The following is a 14378-nucleotide window of genomic DNA, read 5'->3' as shown; positions in this document are numbered from 1 at the left end:
TACTTAGACCGAGCTTATCTTCAAGCCGAAGTTTATATACATATATTCTTTTAACATCTATATTGTCTATCTTGGTTATTTGCTGAATACTAATACCTGAAACAAATCGCTTGAGTAATATCATTTCCGTGTAGTTTAGTGAGCGTCCGCGTTTGCTATTGGCGAGATGGCCAGTGAACAGTCGGCGGATTTTCTGGTGCTGGACATCCTCATCATCGTCAGAATAAATAATACCTTGTATTTTATTACTTTTTGCAAGCCAGTAATTGGCTAGCGGCGTCAGGATCCTGTCAGATATCAGAACGATATGCATACCACTTTGCGTCAGGCGATCCACCCAGTGCGGATCGGCAAACAGGCGCAAATTCGGGAATGAAAAATCAATAAAAATAAACCCATGAGATAAATAGTTCTGATTATTAAGCAGGAGTTTTTCGATAATTCCTGTTTTCAGAAAACGATTTCCCTCTGGCCAGATTGCAAAGGCGGCACGGTGACAGTACTGTGCCCGTACCGCAGCATCCGGAAATAATTGACAGGATAATTCACAGCTTATGCAACGAACACTCTGTAGCGGTTTTATTTTCATCAACGATGACCCCTGCTATTTTTCCCTAAATATTTCATTGGTAAATAAATGTGTCAATCCAACACATTGTGAGTTCCATGTCAGTTAATAACAGTGAGTCATTAGAAATGTTATAAACTCCTGAGGAGTAAATTAACATTGGCTATAAATAACATGATACAGCGTAGTATTCCGACGTTTTATATCGGATTATTCGCCAGTTCATTAGGATTTTTATGCATAAACCCGGACTATAGGATAAATCCGAATATAGCACTATTTGCTAAAATACAACCTTAATGAACGATACTTATTAATAACACAATTCTGATAACTCAATCACCCATGTGATGCTGGGGATAAATATAATTGTCATTCAGATAAAACTGTAATGAATTCTTATTATTTCACCTTAGCTAATTCTCACCTAAGAAATAATATCGATAACTATTTGTATTTAAAGGGTTTTAATGATTAACAAAAAAATCTTATCCTCGATCATGTACAAAGATAGAGGCGCGCTATCAATTTGCATGTAGTATTAAAAGGTGCACTACAGCACCCCGTGGTACGTTACGTGACAGAGGGCCGGGCAATTGTACCTTATCAATCAGTTGGTCGAATTCAATCCTGATAACAAAAGTCTGGTCAACAGGCAGACCGGGCATGCAATTCAACTGCAACTTCCTGCCTCGCTGTGTTTTCTCTATTTAATTACTCACGCGAGTGACATTGTTTCTCAGAACACGCTGATAAAAGTAGGCTGGGGAGAGAGAAATAATGTCACGACGACCAATACCCTCTACCAGGCTATTCTGACACTACGTAATGCATTGGCGGATGTCGGGTTGCCCCGTGATACGGTGAAAACTATTTCCCGCCGCGGACTTACATTGAATGAAAATACGCAGGTAGAGACAATTACGCTTTCTCCTGGTGATGTTTCTTTGTCAGCCAGTATTCCAGGACATAACGACCCTGAGGTAATACTCCCCCCGGCACAAACAACGCAGGTCGCCTGGTGGAATCTTTTATTTACCGCCAGCGCGGTTATCGTCATCCTGATTATCTGGCTGGTGTGGTATCAGACGCGCCCGACCATGCCGTTTAACAATTTTGTGTCCATCTCTATGCAGATTCCATCGCGTCAGAACTGCAAAATTTATTATTCACCAAATGAGCAAGATCACGAGGGCTATTTCAGCCTGATGCAGTTACATCCCGAGCTCTGTGAAAAAAACAAACATGTGTTTCTTACCGGTTACCGTAAAACAGAAAGAGTAGTGGCATTTGTATGCGATAAAGATGCGCGGGTAGATGCTCGCGCATTTTGTACCACCCATTACTACTGGATGCACGAGACAAGAAATGAAAAAAACACGTAATCGGACCCTGCTCGTAGCCGTGCTGGTCGTGATGTTCGGTTCAGGTGCCTGGTTATGGCATTCGCGGTATGCTGACCAGCCACTGAATTGTGTGGGAAACGTTGAATGGAATATTGGCAACAAGCGTTTTACCGGCACAGTATCGTTTCGCATGCGTAATGATGAAGGGCTGGCGACCATCACCGGAAAGTTATATGGGCATAACACCACGGATATCAGCAGAAACATTTATTTTAGCTATACCCGGCAGCACGATGCGCGATTACTGCAGGCGATGCAGGTCGTAAAAACCTTCGCTGACACAGCAGATGAGGCCGATATCAACAATACTCTGCCAGGGTTTTATCGCCAGACCGGACGGAGTCTGAGCCTGGTGATGGAGGAGTATAAAGGCGCATGGATTTTTGCAAGTTCAAGTGTTCCCTCACTGTACTGCCGCAAAAAGTAACATCAGATTCAGATACAAAAAATACAGTTTCTCCGTGGTGATGCATATTTGTCATCATTGACTTACGAGACATGTGTCACTGAATCCACCAATAACCCATTGCTATTCTTTCCCCCGAATCAGGAAACCTCCTGAATACCTTGATATTCATTGCGTAATAATTAAGCGAAATGGACGCGTTATTTCGTCCCGAAGACTTCAACAGACCAATGGATATTTGGAGAAAACGTGGGCAGGGACGTTTATCTCTCCGGCGAGCAATGTCTGACCATTCAGACGTTATCGCATTTCAGGAAACAATGTGTTTCCGATGTATTTATGGCGCACTTATTGAGGGATATTTAATGTTTACGTTTAAAAAGTGCCTGATTGCACTTTCTATTAACCTGGCCGTCGTTTCATCGGGTTTTGCCTGTACAACCCTGCTGGTTGGCAATGAAGCATCAGCGGACGGATCGATGTTGGTTGCCCGTAGTGCCGACAGTGATGCCCTGAAAGCTCAACATTTTGTCATTCATCCGGCAAAACAGAACCAGACCGGTGTTTACAGCACCAAAGCGCATAATGGCGCAAATGATTTTACCTGGCCCCTGCCGAAAAACTCCCTGCGTTATACCACCGTTCCTAACTGGAAAACCCAACTGCACGGCGCAACCGGGTTTAACGAACTGGGTGTTGGCGTAAGCGGTACAGAATCTATTTTTGCCTCGCCAAAAGCACTGGCAGTCGATCCGTACGTTGAGGATAAAGGGATCACCGAAGACGATATCCCGGATATTCTGCTGTCACAGAGTAAAACCGCACGGGAAGCCGTAGCACTGCTCGGCCATATCGTTGAAACCGCCGGTGCAGGTGAAGGCTTTGGGGTCGCCGTCGTGGATGATAACGAAATCTGGTATCTGGAGACCGGTAGCGGCCACCAGTGGATGGCGCAGCGTCTGCCCAACAATCAGTACTTTGCTACCGGTAATCAGGGACGTTTACAGGATTATGATCCTAAAAACCCGGACATGATGGCATCGAAAAACCTGGTTGAGTTCGCCACTGAAAAAGGTCTTTACGATCAGGCAAAAGATGGCAAATTCAACTTCTCCAAAGTCTATACCCGTGATGATGAACGCGACCGTAACTATAACGATCCCCGTGTCTGGACCATCCAGAAAGCGTTCAATCCTTCTGTAAAACAGGATATGGCTAACGGTCGTGAATTCCCGGTCTTCATGACGCCAGAGAAGAAAATGACGCTGGATGATGTGAAGGCGGTACTGCGTAATCACTATGAAGGCACCAGCCATGACCCCTATACCAACGGCCTGAACGGGAAAGAGCCGTGGCGCCCTGTCAGCGTGTTCCGTACCTACGAGGCACACGTCATGCAGGTACGTCCGTGGTTGCCAAAAGAGATTGGTGAAACGACTTATATCGGTTTGGGTATGGCCGATCTCACCGCTTTCGTTCCGTACTACAGCGGTCTGAAAGCCTATCCGGCCAACTATACGATGGGTACAGATAAGGCGGACGATCAGTCTATTTACTGGAAATATCGTAAATTGCAGACGCTGACGATGACCGATTATCCGAAGCTCGCGCCAATCGTTAAAAAAGCCTACAAAGCGTGGGAAGATAAAGTTGCGAAGGAGCAAAAAGAGGTCGAAGCAGAATATTTGAAGATGGCGAAAACTGATAAGCCTGCTGCGGATAAGATGCTGAATGACTTCAACTTGCGCATCATGGCCGATGCTGAGAAGCTGACGGAAGACCTGACCAATCAGCTGTTCACCCTCCGCACCAAAGACATTCAGTCTGATATTTTCTTTGCTAACGCCGCGAAGAAAGACTGAGTCACGACGCGATAATAGGCTGGCGCAAAGCGCGTATTAGCGTTGCGCCAGCATTTCACACCGCGCCTTCACCGCCTCGTGCAACAGGCGCACCGCCGTTGAAAGCTGCTTCCGATGCGGGCATATCATATTCAGTGGGACTTTTTCTCCCTGATAATCCGGCATCAGCAGTTGTAATCGACCGTCACGCACATCTTCACTCACATCCAGCCACGACTTGTACGCTATCCCCTCGCCGGCAATCGCCAGTCGGCGGATCACTTCAGCATCGTCGCTCATAATGGTGCCGTTGACTTGCACACTGCTCACCTCACCGTTGCGCGTAAACGTCCAGCGATCGTGCAGCCGCCCACGCAATACAAAGGTCATGGCATTCAGTTGTGCTAAATCATCCGGACATTGCGGCTCACCGTTTTGCAAAACCCACTCCGGAGAAGCCACCAGCACACGTCGGTTACCCGGTGCAACGGGCAGCGCGATGTAAGACGCATCTTCTGTATTGCCGTAGCGAAAAGCGACATCGACGGGGTCTTTAAAGACATCCGTGACCTGATCGGAGAAAAAGATCCGCAGACGCAGCGCAGGATAACGGCGTCGAAATGACTGAAAAACCGGCAGCAACAAATTCCGCCCGAGATCGGAAGGAACGGCTATTTGCAGCGTGCCTGAAATTTCATCTTCCGGCGTCTGGATTTTTTGTAACCCGGCATGCATCACATCCAACATCTGGCGGGCATAGGGCAACCAAACCTCGCCTTCCGGCGTCAGCCGCAGACTGCGTGTGGAACGGGCAAACAAGCGGATGGTGAGCGTGGATTCCAGACGCTTGATGGCAGAACTGACCTGAGCGGGCTGGACGCCAGCTTCGCGTGCGGCATCGCTAAAGCTATTCAGCGCCGCGGCGCGGACAAACAACGTGAGATCTTCAAGCCGGAACATTTTCACTCCCCGAGTATAAGTCCTGTCGCCGTGGGGCTATTTTTCCCGTTCTGTTGCCGGTTTACCATCGAATTATTCAACTGATTCCTGTAACCGGAGAGACCATGAAAGCCATCGCCATTACTCGCGCCGCAACCCACGGCAACAACATTGAGTTTTTACACGAGATAGAGTTGCCTGTTCCGGTCGCCACTGGGCATGACCTGCTGGTTGAAGTGAAAGCGATTTCCGTCAATCCAGTCGATACCAAAGTTCGCGAAGGTTTCAATGCGGACGTGCCGCGCGTGCTGGGCTGGGACGCTGTGGGTGTCGTGAAATCCGTCGGTGAAGCGGTGACATTATTCTCACCAGGTGATGAAGTCTGGTATGCCGGTGCACTGGGTCGCGCCGGGAGTAACAGCGAATTTCAACTGGTTGATGAGCGCATTACCGCGCTGAAGCCGCAATCACTGGATAACGCATCTGCCGCAGCCCTGCCGCTGACCGCGATTACCGCATGGGAAATGCTGTTCGATCGCCTCGGCGTAGAGGAAGGTGGCAATGAGAATGATGTTTTATTGATTGTTGGCGCTGCTGGCGGCGTCGGCTCCATTTTGACTCAACTGGCCAGTAAGCTGACGAAAATGACCGTGATCGGCACAGCATCACGCGCGGAAAGCCAGAAATGGGTCCGTGAAGCGGGTGCGCACCATGTGATTGATCACAGTAAACCGTTAACGGATGAGCTGGCGCGGATAGGAATCAAGGAGGTAACACACGTTGCCAGCCTGAATAATACCGAGCAGCACTACCAGCAAATCATTGATGCACTGGCTCCACAGGGAAAACTGGCGCTGATCGATGATCCGCAAACGCTGGATGCACGTCCGCTAAAAGCCAAAAGTATTTCGCTGCACTGGGAATTTATGTTCACCCGTTCGATGTTTACCACCCACGACATCATTGCACAGCACCAGTTATTAACGCGTGTAGCAAAGCTTATCGACAGCAACGTGATCCGCACGACACTGGGCAAACATTTTGGCGCTATCACGGCGGAAAATGTGCAAAAAGCGCATGCACAAATTGAAACGGGTCGTTCAGTTGGCAAGATTGTGTTGGAGGGGTTTTAGAATGTCAGATGCTGAAATTATTTCCATTATTGCGGTACTGAAAGCCAAACCAGGGAAAACCAACGCACTAAAACAGGCGTTAAAAGCGCTGTTACTCCCCACTCGTCGGGAGCCGGGAAATATTGAGTATGACCTGTTCCAGTTGCGCGACACACCGGATGTTTTTTACGTGCGTGAGTCCTGGCGCGGTCAGGCCGGTTTGGACGACCATATCGCCCTGCCACATTTTCAATCATTCATTCTGCAAATGAATGACCTTCTGGCTGAGCCGTTACGGCTGGATTATCTGACCCCGATTGAGCCGTAATATTAATACCATGCTCCCCTGCGGTTCGGGGAGCACAACAAATACCAACCTGAGGATTTACTTAACACAAGAATAACAGGACAAAAAATAGATATGCTCATTAGCCTCTAAAAAACAGTGGCTTTCATCACAAAGTTAACATTGAATGTATATCGTTAATATTCATTCTATTTCACAATAATAATGATCATATAAAGATATATCAATCAGAAACATCCGCCAAATTCTCGCCCTTTACTTCCGGTGCATACCATAAAAAAAGATGAATACAGAAATATTATTTCATAATAACAAGCATTGTTATTTTAATGGGGTGGGAGGAAATTAAGTTCACTAAGGAAATTCTGATAAAGATAACTTTAGCCCCCTGAAATTAACCATGATGATGTCAATAATGGTTAATTAGCTGTAGAGCAAAATGGATATCGCCCAGGCGATTATAGACTTTACTGCGGGTTAGATAACCCGCAAAAAGCAACAACAAGGAGTGGATCATGTCTACACCCGCGAATTTTAATGGCCAACGCCCAGTGATTGATGTCAATGACGCAGTTATGTTGCTTATCGATCATCAAAGCGGCCTGTTCCAGACCGTTGGCGATATGCCAATGACTGAACTGCGTGCAAGGGCAACGGCTCTGGCAAAAATCGCCACCTTATGCAAAATGCCGGTGATCACCACCGCTTCTGTGCCGCAGGGGCCAAATGGTCCGCTTATTCCGGAAATTCATGAAAACGCACCTCATGCTCATTATGTCGCGCGCAAAGGTGAAATTAACGCCTGGGATAACAAAGAGTTTGTTGCGGCGGTAAAAGCGACAGGTCGTAAAACACTGATTATTGCCGGTACCATCACCAGTGTATGCATGGCATTCCCGGCCATTAGTGCGGTAGCTGAAGGTTTTAAAGTCTTTGCAGTCATCGATGCTTCCGGCACTTACAGCAAAATGGCGCAGGAGATCACCATGGCCCGCGTCGTACAGGCTGGCGTTGTGCCGATGGATACTGCCGCAGTTGCGTCCGAACTGCAGAAAACCTGGAATCGGGAAGATGCAGCGGAATGGGCTGAAGTCTATACCAAAATCTTCCCGGCTTATCAGTTGCTGATTGAAAGCTATACCAAAGCCCAGGATGTCGTGAAAAATAACGAACTGCTGGACTCTCAGCGCGCTTAACTTTTTCCTTCTTTCACAAACGCCTGTTTAGTATAAGCAGGCGTTTTGTCATACGCGGCATCAGCCCCTGTCAGCCATTACGTCCAGCCATAACACCCCCATCGACATCCCAGATGGCGCCAGTCACCCATTGCGTTTTGTCTGACAACAGGAACGCGACGGATTCAGCCACATCACGCGACGTACCGACCCGACCAATCGGATGGAAGCTGTCAAAGCTACTCATCACACCTTGTACGTCTTCTTTCGGGATAAATCCTTCGTAGATAGGTGTATGCACGACGGCTGGCGAAACGGCGTTGACGCGAATACCGTGAGAGCCCAGTTCGATAGCCAGATTTTTGGTCAGAGCATGCAGGCCCGCTTTTGCCATTGAGTACGCTGAAGAAGGCGTTGCGCCAATCGCCTGCTGTGCCCACATCGAACCAATATTCACGATGGCCCCCTGGATGTTAGCCGCCACCATATTTCGCACGACATCGCGGGTGATAAAAAATGTCGCACGGTTGAGGCTCATGTACAGTTCATAATCTTCAATGTCATGCTCAGTAAACGGTTTGGGGAAGAAGACCCCGGCCGCATTCACCAGCAGGTTAATGTCTTTGTGCTCGGCGTTCACCGTTGCCATTACCTGCTTCATTCCGGCGTCTGACATCAGATCCGCCACAATGACCGCCACATCACCCAGCGCCGCCAGTGCCTGACGGGCCCGTTCCGCTTTCTCGGCACGATTGCCAACCAGTACCACGCGGCCACCCCCCTGAAGGATCAGCTTCGCGGTTTCAAATCCGATACCACTGGTGCCACCCACCACTAACAGTTTTTTTCCGGCAAATAATGCGTTCATCGCAAACCTCATTTAAAGAGTGTGTTGATGCACTAAAGATGCCAGCTGGCGGCGGTACTGACGAATGAGAAGAAATAGCGTATCAAGAAAGAAAATCTATCTTGCTGGCGTATACTCAGAACATTCAACGAGAAGGGAAAATGGCAAATGCGTTCACTCAACCGGCTAAAATGGTTACATGCTTTTGAAGCCACCGCCCGTCATGGCAGCTTTACCGGCGCAGCGCAGGAATTGGGTGTGACGCCTGCGGCCGTTGGTCAATTGGTTCGCGCGCTGGAAGATTGGGTAGGCCATCCGCTGCTGCATCGTACCCGTTCAGGCAAAGAACGTCTTACGTTGGTCAGCGAAGCACAGGAGGCGTTGCGCGAGATAACACAGGGACTGGATAACCTGGAATCCGGATTAAATAAACTTCGCGGTCGGCGGTCGCGTTCTGTGGTGATCATCACAGCCTCTCAGGTACTGGTGATGAACTGGCTGATGAGCCGTCTCAACCATTTTTCACAGGCACATGAAAATATTGAGTTACGCCTGAACGTGACGGAAAAGCTGATGGATGTCGCCCACGGCGAAGCCGATCTGGGGGTACGCTGCGGAAAGGGTGACTGGCCGGGGGTGAACAAAACCTGGCTCATGGATGAAGAAGCCGTTCTGGTCTGCAGTCCACGAATGGTTCCGGCAGATAAAATATCCTGTGGTGAATGGCTGGCGGCACAGAAGCTGATCCATGATGATACTCCCCATCCCGGTGCCAATTTCCCCGCCTGGAGCGATGTCCTGTCTGCCACCCATGCACCAGCCGTTCGCGATAACGGGCTGCATATCAACTCTACCTCAGCAGTTATTCTGGCAGCGCTCAGCGGCCAGGGTGTGGCTATCGTGCGCCGTGCTCTGGTGCAACAACTGCTCACTGACGGGCAACTGGTTCAGCTTCATCCCAACACCCGCTGGCCCCTGGCGTGGTCTTACTACATCGTCACTCCACAGCACACAACCATGCGCCCGGAGGTGAAAGTATTTAATGACTGGCTGATTGCGGATGTGCTGGCGGAGATCAATCCCTTCTCTGCTATGATGCCTGCACATAAATAAGACAAAACAACATGCAGAGGAAAAGATGAGCTCCACCAGAAGAGGGATGATGAACGTCCTGATTGCCGCCGTATTGTGGGGAAGTTCAGGCGTTTGTGCACAGTACATCATGGAGCAAAGCCAGATGTCGTCACAGTTTCTGACCATGACGCGCCTGATTTTTGCCGGACTCATTCTACTGATGCTCTCTTTTGTGCACGGCGACAAAGTCTTCTCCATTATCAAAAACCGCAAAGATGCCATCAGCCTGCTGATTTTTTCCGTGGTTGGCGCACTCACTGTACAGCTAACCTTCCTGCTGACCATTGAAAAATCCAACGCCGCGACCGCGACAGTGCTGCAGTTTTTGTCACCAACCATTATCGTGGCGTGGTTTTCTGTGGTGCGAAAAGCGCGACCGGGGATCTTAGTGCTCACAGCAATATTCACCTCGCTGGTTGGCACATTCCTGCTGGTCACCCACGGTAACCCGACGTCGCTGTCCATTTCACCTGCCGCACTGTTCTGGGGTATCGCTTCTGCATTCGCCGCGGCTTTTTATACCACCTATCCTTCAACGCTTATCGCACGCTACGGAACGTTGCCGGTCGTCGGCTGGAGTATGTTGATCGGCGGCATGATCCTGCTCCCGTTCTATGCCGGGCAGGGAACAAACTTTGTGGTAAATGGCAGTTTGATTCTGGCGTTTTTCTATCTGGTGGTTATCGGCACGTCGCTGACGTTTAGCCTGTACCTGAAAGGTGCGCAGATGATTGGCGGCCCGAAAGCAAGCATTTTGAGCTGTGCAGAACCGCTGAGTAGCGCGTTGCTGTCTCTGTTGCTGCTGGGCATTACATTCACCCTACCTGACTGGCTGGGCACACTGCTGATCCTCTCTTCCGTGGTGCTGATCTCAATGGACTCCCGCCGCCGCGCCAAAGCGGTTTAATACCCACCGGCGCGGCAACGGGCTACGATTACCAGCCCGGAACCGCGCCGCCGTTAAAGATGGTTTCCGCCGCCCTGGCCACTTCCGGTGACTGATAAGATTGCAGGAATTCTTTTACATTCTCTGCATCTTTATTGTCTTCTCGCGCCACCAGGATATTCACGTACGGTGAATTTTTGTCTTCTATAAACACGCTGTCATGCACCGGAGAAAGCCCGGTTTGCTGAATATAAGTGGTACTGATAATCGCCACATCCACTTTCTGATCGTCCAGCACACGCGGTAACTGCGCACCTTCCAGCTCCATAATTTTCAGATGCCGTGGATTATCGGTGATATCCAGCGCCGTTGGCAGCAGGCCAGTATCCGCTTTCAGAGTGATTAATTTCTCTTTTTGCAGCAGTAACAGCGCCCGCCCGAGGTTAGTCGGATCATTAGGAATGGCAATCGTCGCACCGTCTTTCAGCTCAGCAATGGTTTTGATTTTTTTCGAATAGCCGGCCATTGGGAAAACGAAGGTATTGCCCACCGCCACCAGCTTATAGCCGTGCGCTTTATTATCTTGTTCAAGGAACGGACGGTGCTGGAAGACGTTGGCATCCAGTTCGCCATGATTGGTTGCATCGTTGGGGAGCAGTGAACCACTAAATCCAACCAGTTCGACATCCAGGCCGTACTTCTCTTTAGCCACTTTCTTCGCAACTTCCGCGACATCCTGCTCTGCCCCGTTAATTACGCCGACTTTGATATGTTTCGCATCGCTGCTCTGCTGATCGCAACCAGCCAGCAGTAATCCCGCCAGCAATATTGCCGCCCCGGCCCCGAAATGAGGTATCTTCAGCTTCACGTTTTTATCCTTTTGAAATAACCGCCTGATGGGTAATGAAATGACTATAACGGGAAGGCCGCTGCGGTTTAAAAAACGAAAAAGCATCAGCAAGAAGAAAAAAGCATAACGGGAAAAAGATAAGTTAGTCGGAAGATGCCGTTAGTTCATCACTTGAAAGCCCGGTGATAATTAGCACCAGTTCATGATCAATCCCCTTCTCAAGCGTGGCATGGGCTATCCGGGCAGTTGAAATAAACCAGCGGCAGGGGCATGCCCGTTGCGCATTCACAGGCAAAACGGTGCCTCAGTTCAGCAAAAAAAGTTTTGCCGAGACCAGAAGGACCGGTCAAAAGGACGTGTTGTCCGCGGGGATAAAGCACCGCCGCGCGGCCTTTTTCCACCGCATCGCGCAAACTGCGATTGTCGCCAATCAGGCCAAAAAAGGAACGTCTGCCGCCTGATTTTCCTGGATTGTTCAGAACATACACTATTCTGCTGCGCAAGAAAGTGAGTCGGCATCCAGTCGTTACGGGCAATCCTCCCGGACATCAAAATGTTTTTGATAAATAATGGCGTGCAGCGCCTGATTCCGGGAAATTATCGAGGGTCATTTGCAACTGATAGCCGTTCTTTTGATAAAACGGCAGCGCCTGGAAACTCATGGTATCAACCAGCGCATGCAGACATCCTCGCTCACGTGCCGTCTGTTCTGCTACCTGCATCAGCTTTGTGCCATAACCGTCTTTGCGCAGGGCGTCATCCATCCATAAGAACTCAATGCACAACCAGTCGCCTTTGATTTTGCCGATCAGCCCACCCCGAATCTTATGGTGTTCATCACGCCAGTAGACCGCCAAATCGCCAAAATTAGTCGTTTTCAGGAACTGGAAATTGTAAGCACGCAGCCCGGTAAGCAGCGCATTTTGATCATCTTCTGTAACGGTATCAGTAATCTGTATCTGCATCCTATCCTCCTGAAAGACTACAACTTCTGGCTGATTTATTTTTAATCGTTAACACAGGCTGATGAGTGAGCCGTATGCCGTCTACACTTACTCTTGAGATGATGCGCATCAACAACAAGGATTATTATCATGAAATTAGCCGTTTTTCCGATCATTGCCGTCCTTTTCACGCTACCGGGCCTGGCACAGGCTGACTCGGCTTACGGCGGGTTACAGTCGGTTCACGAAAAGAACACTGTACTCAAGGATTTGCGCAAACTTTGCACCCCACAGGGGTCGCCATCAGATGAAGTGTGGGAAAAAACAATTATGTCTGATACACGCAATCAGCAGCATATTCGCGAAGCCATTGTGGCGATAGAAAGAAATAATCAGAACAACTACTGGGAAGCGCTTGGCAAAGTTGAATGCCCTGATTTATAGCCATTATGTTGTAAAATGAGTACTGTAACCGGTTTCTGTATCGCAAAAACACGTATTGTTGCCACAACGAATAAAGAGTAAGGGAGCAACAATAATGAGATACCGTTTTCCTGCGAACTTCTGGTGGGGCAGTGCCTGCTCCGCGCTGCAAACGGAAGGTGATAGCCTCAACGGCGGCAAAAGCCAGACCACTTGGGATGTGTGGTTCGACCGCCAACCGGGTCGTTTCCATCAGGGAATTGGCCCGGCGAACACATCCACGTTTTATCAGCATTGGAAACAGGACATCGCCCTTCTCAACCAGCTGAAACATAACAGCTTTCGTACATCACTGAGCTGGTCACGCCTGATCCCAAACGGCACGGGTGAGGTGAATCCAGAGGCCGTTGATTTTTATAACAACGTCATCGACGAGCTGCTGGATCAAGGTATTACGCCCTTTATCACCCTGTTCCATTTTGACATGCCAATGGTGATGCAGGAGAAAGGCGGCTGGGAAAACCGTGAAGTGGTCGAGGCATTTGGCCACTATGCACAGACCTGCTTTAACTTGTTCGGCAATCGGGTGAAGCACTGGTTCACCTTTAACGAACCGATTGTCCCGGTAGAAGGCGGTTATCTGTATGATTTCCACTACCCTAACGTGGTGGATTTCAAACGCGCCGCGACGGTGGCGTACCACACCATTCTGGCACATTCAATGGCGGTTCGGGCCTGGCGCGTCGGAGGTTATGACGGCGAAATCGGTGTAGTGTTGAATTTAACGCCTTCTTATCCACGCTCGCAAAACCCGGCAGATGTAAAAGCCGCACACTATGCAGACCTGCTCTTTAACCGTAGTTTCCTCGATCCAGTGCTGAAAGGTGAGTACCCGGAAGACCTGGTAGAACTGCTGAAAGAGTACGATCAGTTACCGACATACCTGCCGGGCGATAGCCAGTTGATCGCCGACGGCAAAATCGACCTGCTGGGGATTAACTATTACCAACCGCGCCGCGTGAAATGTCGTGATAGCGCAGTCAATCCGAACGCGCCGTTTATGCCGGAATGGTTATTTGATTACTACGAAATGCCGGGACGTAAAATGAACCCTTACCGTGGCTGGGAAATATATGAGCCGGGTATTTACGATATTATTACCAACCTGCGTGATAATTACGGCAATCCACGCTGTTTTATTTCTGAAAACGGTATGGGTGTCGAAAATGAGCAGCGTTTCATCCAGCAGGATCAGATAAACGACAGCTATCGTATTGAATTTGTATCTGAACATCTGAAATGGCTACATAAAGGCATTAGCGAAGGCTGCAATTGTCTTGGCTACCATATGTGGACCTTTATTGATAACTGGTCATGGCTGAACGGATACAAAAACCGCTACGGTTTTGTCCAGCTCGATCTGGAAACGCAAAAACGCACGGTGAAAAAGAGTGGCGAATGGTTTGCTCATACCGCCGAAAACAATGGTTTTGATTAAAACCAACCTGGATGCCGGATAGCGATCCGGCATACCGAGCTT

15 protein-coding genes and 2 pseudogenes are annotated in these 14378 nt (G+C 49.1%); 10 read left to right on the top strand and 7 right to left on the bottom strand.

What is annotated here, in order from left to right; all coding sequences use genetic code 11:
- Positions 1-589: helix-turn-helix transcriptional regulator (locus NNO03_RS13745; protein ID WP_271449769.1), on the bottom strand; the 589-nt coding region annotated here is incomplete at its 3' end.
- A 575-nt stretch (positions 590-1164) separates the two neighbouring features.
- Here NNO03_RS13745 and NNO03_RS13740 point away from each other — a divergent pair.
- From NNO03_RS13740 to NNO03_RS13730, 3 genes are all read left to right on the top strand, one after another.
- A complete protein-coding gene (locus NNO03_RS13740) occupies positions 1165-1953 on the top strand; it encodes a winged helix-turn-helix domain-containing protein (RefSeq protein ID WP_271442794.1) in 789 nt (262 codons plus the stop codon).
- On the top strand, positions 1937-2401 hold the full coding sequence (locus NNO03_RS13735) for a hypothetical protein (RefSeq protein ID WP_271442793.1): 465 nt from the start codon (positions 1937-1939) through the stop codon (positions 2399-2401). The genes NNO03_RS13740 and NNO03_RS13735 overlap by 17 nt, the downstream gene beginning before the upstream one ends.
- Before the next feature lie 344 nt (positions 2402-2745).
- A complete protein-coding gene (locus tag NNO03_RS13730; protein ID WP_271449768.1) occupies positions 2746-4242 on the top strand; it encodes a C69 family dipeptidase in 1497 nt (498 codons plus the stop codon).
- A 36-nt stretch (positions 4243-4278) separates the two neighbouring features.
- On the opposite strand, the gene NNO03_RS13725 is transcribed toward NNO03_RS13730, so the two are convergent.
- Positions 4279-5181 (bottom strand): LysR family transcriptional regulator, encoded by a 903-nt coding sequence (locus tag NNO03_RS13725; protein WP_271442791.1) that lies wholly within the window; start codon positions 5179-5181, stop codon positions 4279-4281.
- Positions 5182-5285: 104 nt separating this feature from the next.
- On the opposite strand from NNO03_RS13725, the gene NNO03_RS13720 reads away from it, so the two are divergent.
- The 3 genes from NNO03_RS13720 to NNO03_RS13710 all read left to right on the top strand — a co-directional run bounded on the left by NNO03_RS13720 (position 5286) and on the right by NNO03_RS13710 (position 7775).
- Positions 5286-6293 carry a zinc-binding alcohol dehydrogenase family protein gene (locus NNO03_RS13720; protein ID WP_271449767.1) on the top strand — a complete coding sequence of 336 codons (1008 nt, stop codon included), beginning with the start codon at positions 5286-5288 and terminating at the stop codon, positions 6291-6293.
- Positions 6294-6309: 16 nt separating this feature from the next.
- Positions 6310-6600, top strand: coding sequence for a putative quinol monooxygenase (locus tag NNO03_RS13715; protein ID WP_271449771.1), 291 nt, complete (start codon positions 6310-6312; stop codon positions 6598-6600).
- A 494-nt stretch (positions 6601-7094) separates the two neighbouring features.
- Entirely contained in the window at positions 7095-7775 is a 681-nt protein-coding gene (locus NNO03_RS13710) for a hydrolase (protein ID WP_202037376.1), read from the top strand.
- 70 nt (positions 7776-7845) lie between these two features.
- Here NNO03_RS13710 and NNO03_RS13705 read toward each other — a convergent pair whose 3' ends face one another.
- Positions 7846-8622, bottom strand: a complete 777-nt coding sequence (locus tag NNO03_RS13705; RefSeq protein ID WP_271449766.1) for an SDR family NAD(P)-dependent oxidoreductase — start codon at positions 8620-8622, stop codon at positions 7846-7848.
- 147 nt (positions 8623-8769) lie between these two features.
- Between NNO03_RS13705 and NNO03_RS13700 the strand changes: the two genes are divergently transcribed.
- Complete coding sequence (locus NNO03_RS13700) at positions 8770-9714, top strand: LysR substrate-binding domain-containing protein (RefSeq protein ID WP_271449765.1); 945 nt, start codon at positions 8770-8772, stop codon at positions 9712-9714.
- Between the two features lie 25 nt (positions 9715-9739).
- Positions 9740-10642, top strand: a complete 903-nt coding sequence (locus NNO03_RS13695; protein ID WP_271441409.1) for a carboxylate/amino acid/amine transporter — start codon at positions 9740-9742, stop codon at positions 10640-10642.
- A gap of 28 nt (positions 10643-10670) precedes the next feature.
- On the opposite strand, the gene nlpA is transcribed toward NNO03_RS13695, so the two are convergent.
- From nlpA to NNO03_RS13680, 4 genes and pseudogenes are all read right to left on the bottom strand, one after another.
- Positions 10671-11489, bottom strand: a complete 819-nt coding sequence (nlpA, locus tag NNO03_RS13690; protein WP_271449764.1) for a lipoprotein NlpA — start codon at positions 11487-11489, stop codon at positions 10671-10673.
- 124 nt (positions 11490-11613) lie between these two features.
- Positions 11614-11712: pseudogene (locus tag NNO03_RS22735) on the bottom strand (ISNCY family transposase); the annotation flags it as partial.
- Positions 11708-11943, bottom strand: a pseudogene (locus tag NNO03_RS13685) (sigma 54-interacting transcriptional regulator); the annotation flags it as partial. The pseudogenes NNO03_RS13685 and NNO03_RS22735, both read right to left, overlap by 5 nt.
- Positions 11944-12019: 76 nt before the next feature.
- On the bottom strand, positions 12020-12436 hold the full coding sequence (locus NNO03_RS13680; RefSeq protein WP_271449763.1) for a GNAT family N-acetyltransferase: 417 nt from the start codon (positions 12434-12436) through the stop codon (positions 12020-12022).
- A gap of 129 nt (positions 12437-12565) precedes the next feature.
- Here NNO03_RS13680 and NNO03_RS13675 point away from each other — a divergent pair, with 129 nt between their 5' ends.
- Positions 12566-12859, top strand: coding sequence for a YicS family protein (locus NNO03_RS13675; protein ID WP_202037365.1), 294 nt, complete (start codon positions 12566-12568; stop codon positions 12857-12859).
- Between the two features lie 94 nt (positions 12860-12953).
- Positions 12954-14336, top strand: a complete 1383-nt coding sequence (locus NNO03_RS13670) for a glycoside hydrolase family 1 protein (RefSeq protein ID WP_271449762.1) — start codon at positions 12954-12956, stop codon at positions 14334-14336.
- The last annotated feature ends 42 nt before the right edge of the window (positions 14337-14378 follow it).

It is taken from the genome of Citrobacter sp. Igbk 16, from assembly GCF_028069755.1.
Classification (GTDB): Bacteria; Pseudomonadota; Gammaproteobacteria; order Enterobacterales; family Enterobacteriaceae; genus Citrobacter.
Note: the sequence above shows the minus strand (reverse complement) of the source record. Positions and strands in the feature narration are given on the sequence as shown.

Excerpts from the sequence above, each read along its gene's own strand:
- NNO03_RS13720 (WP_271449767.1), top strand. The coding sequence starts at position 5,286 with ATGAAAGCCATCGCCATTACTCGCGCCGCAACCCACGGCAACAACATT.
- NNO03_RS13725 (WP_271442791.1), bottom strand. The coding sequence starts at position 5,181 with ATGTTCCGGCTTGAAGATCTCACGTTGTTTGTCCGCGCCGCGGCGCTG.
- NNO03_RS13730 (WP_271449768.1), top strand. The coding sequence starts at position 2,746 with ATGTTTACGTTTAAAAAGTGCCTGATTGCACTTTCTATTAACCTGGCC.
- NNO03_RS13670 (WP_271449762.1), top strand. The coding sequence starts at position 12,954 with ATGAGATACCGTTTTCCTGCGAACTTCTGGTGGGGCAGTGCCTGCTCC.
- NNO03_RS13735 (WP_271442793.1), top strand. The coding sequence starts at position 1,937 with ATGAAAAAAACACGTAATCGGACCCTGCTCGTAGCCGTGCTGGTCGTG.
- NNO03_RS13680 (WP_271449763.1), bottom strand. The coding sequence starts at position 12,436 with ATGCAGATACAGATTACTGATACCGTTACAGAAGATGATCAAAATGCG.
- NNO03_RS13695 (WP_271441409.1), top strand. The coding sequence starts at position 9,740 with ATGAGCTCCACCAGAAGAGGGATGATGAACGTCCTGATTGCCGCCGTA.
- NNO03_RS13705 (WP_271449766.1), bottom strand. The coding sequence starts at position 8,622 with ATGAACGCATTATTTGCCGGAAAAAAACTGTTAGTGGTGGGTGGCACC.
- NNO03_RS13675 (WP_202037365.1), top strand. The coding sequence starts at position 12,566 with ATGAAATTAGCCGTTTTTCCGATCATTGCCGTCCTTTTCACGCTACCG.
- NNO03_RS13710 (WP_202037376.1), top strand. The coding sequence starts at position 7,095 with ATGTCTACACCCGCGAATTTTAATGGCCAACGCCCAGTGATTGATGTC.
- NNO03_RS13700 (WP_271449765.1), top strand. The coding sequence starts at position 8,770 with ATGCGTTCACTCAACCGGCTAAAATGGTTACATGCTTTTGAAGCCACC.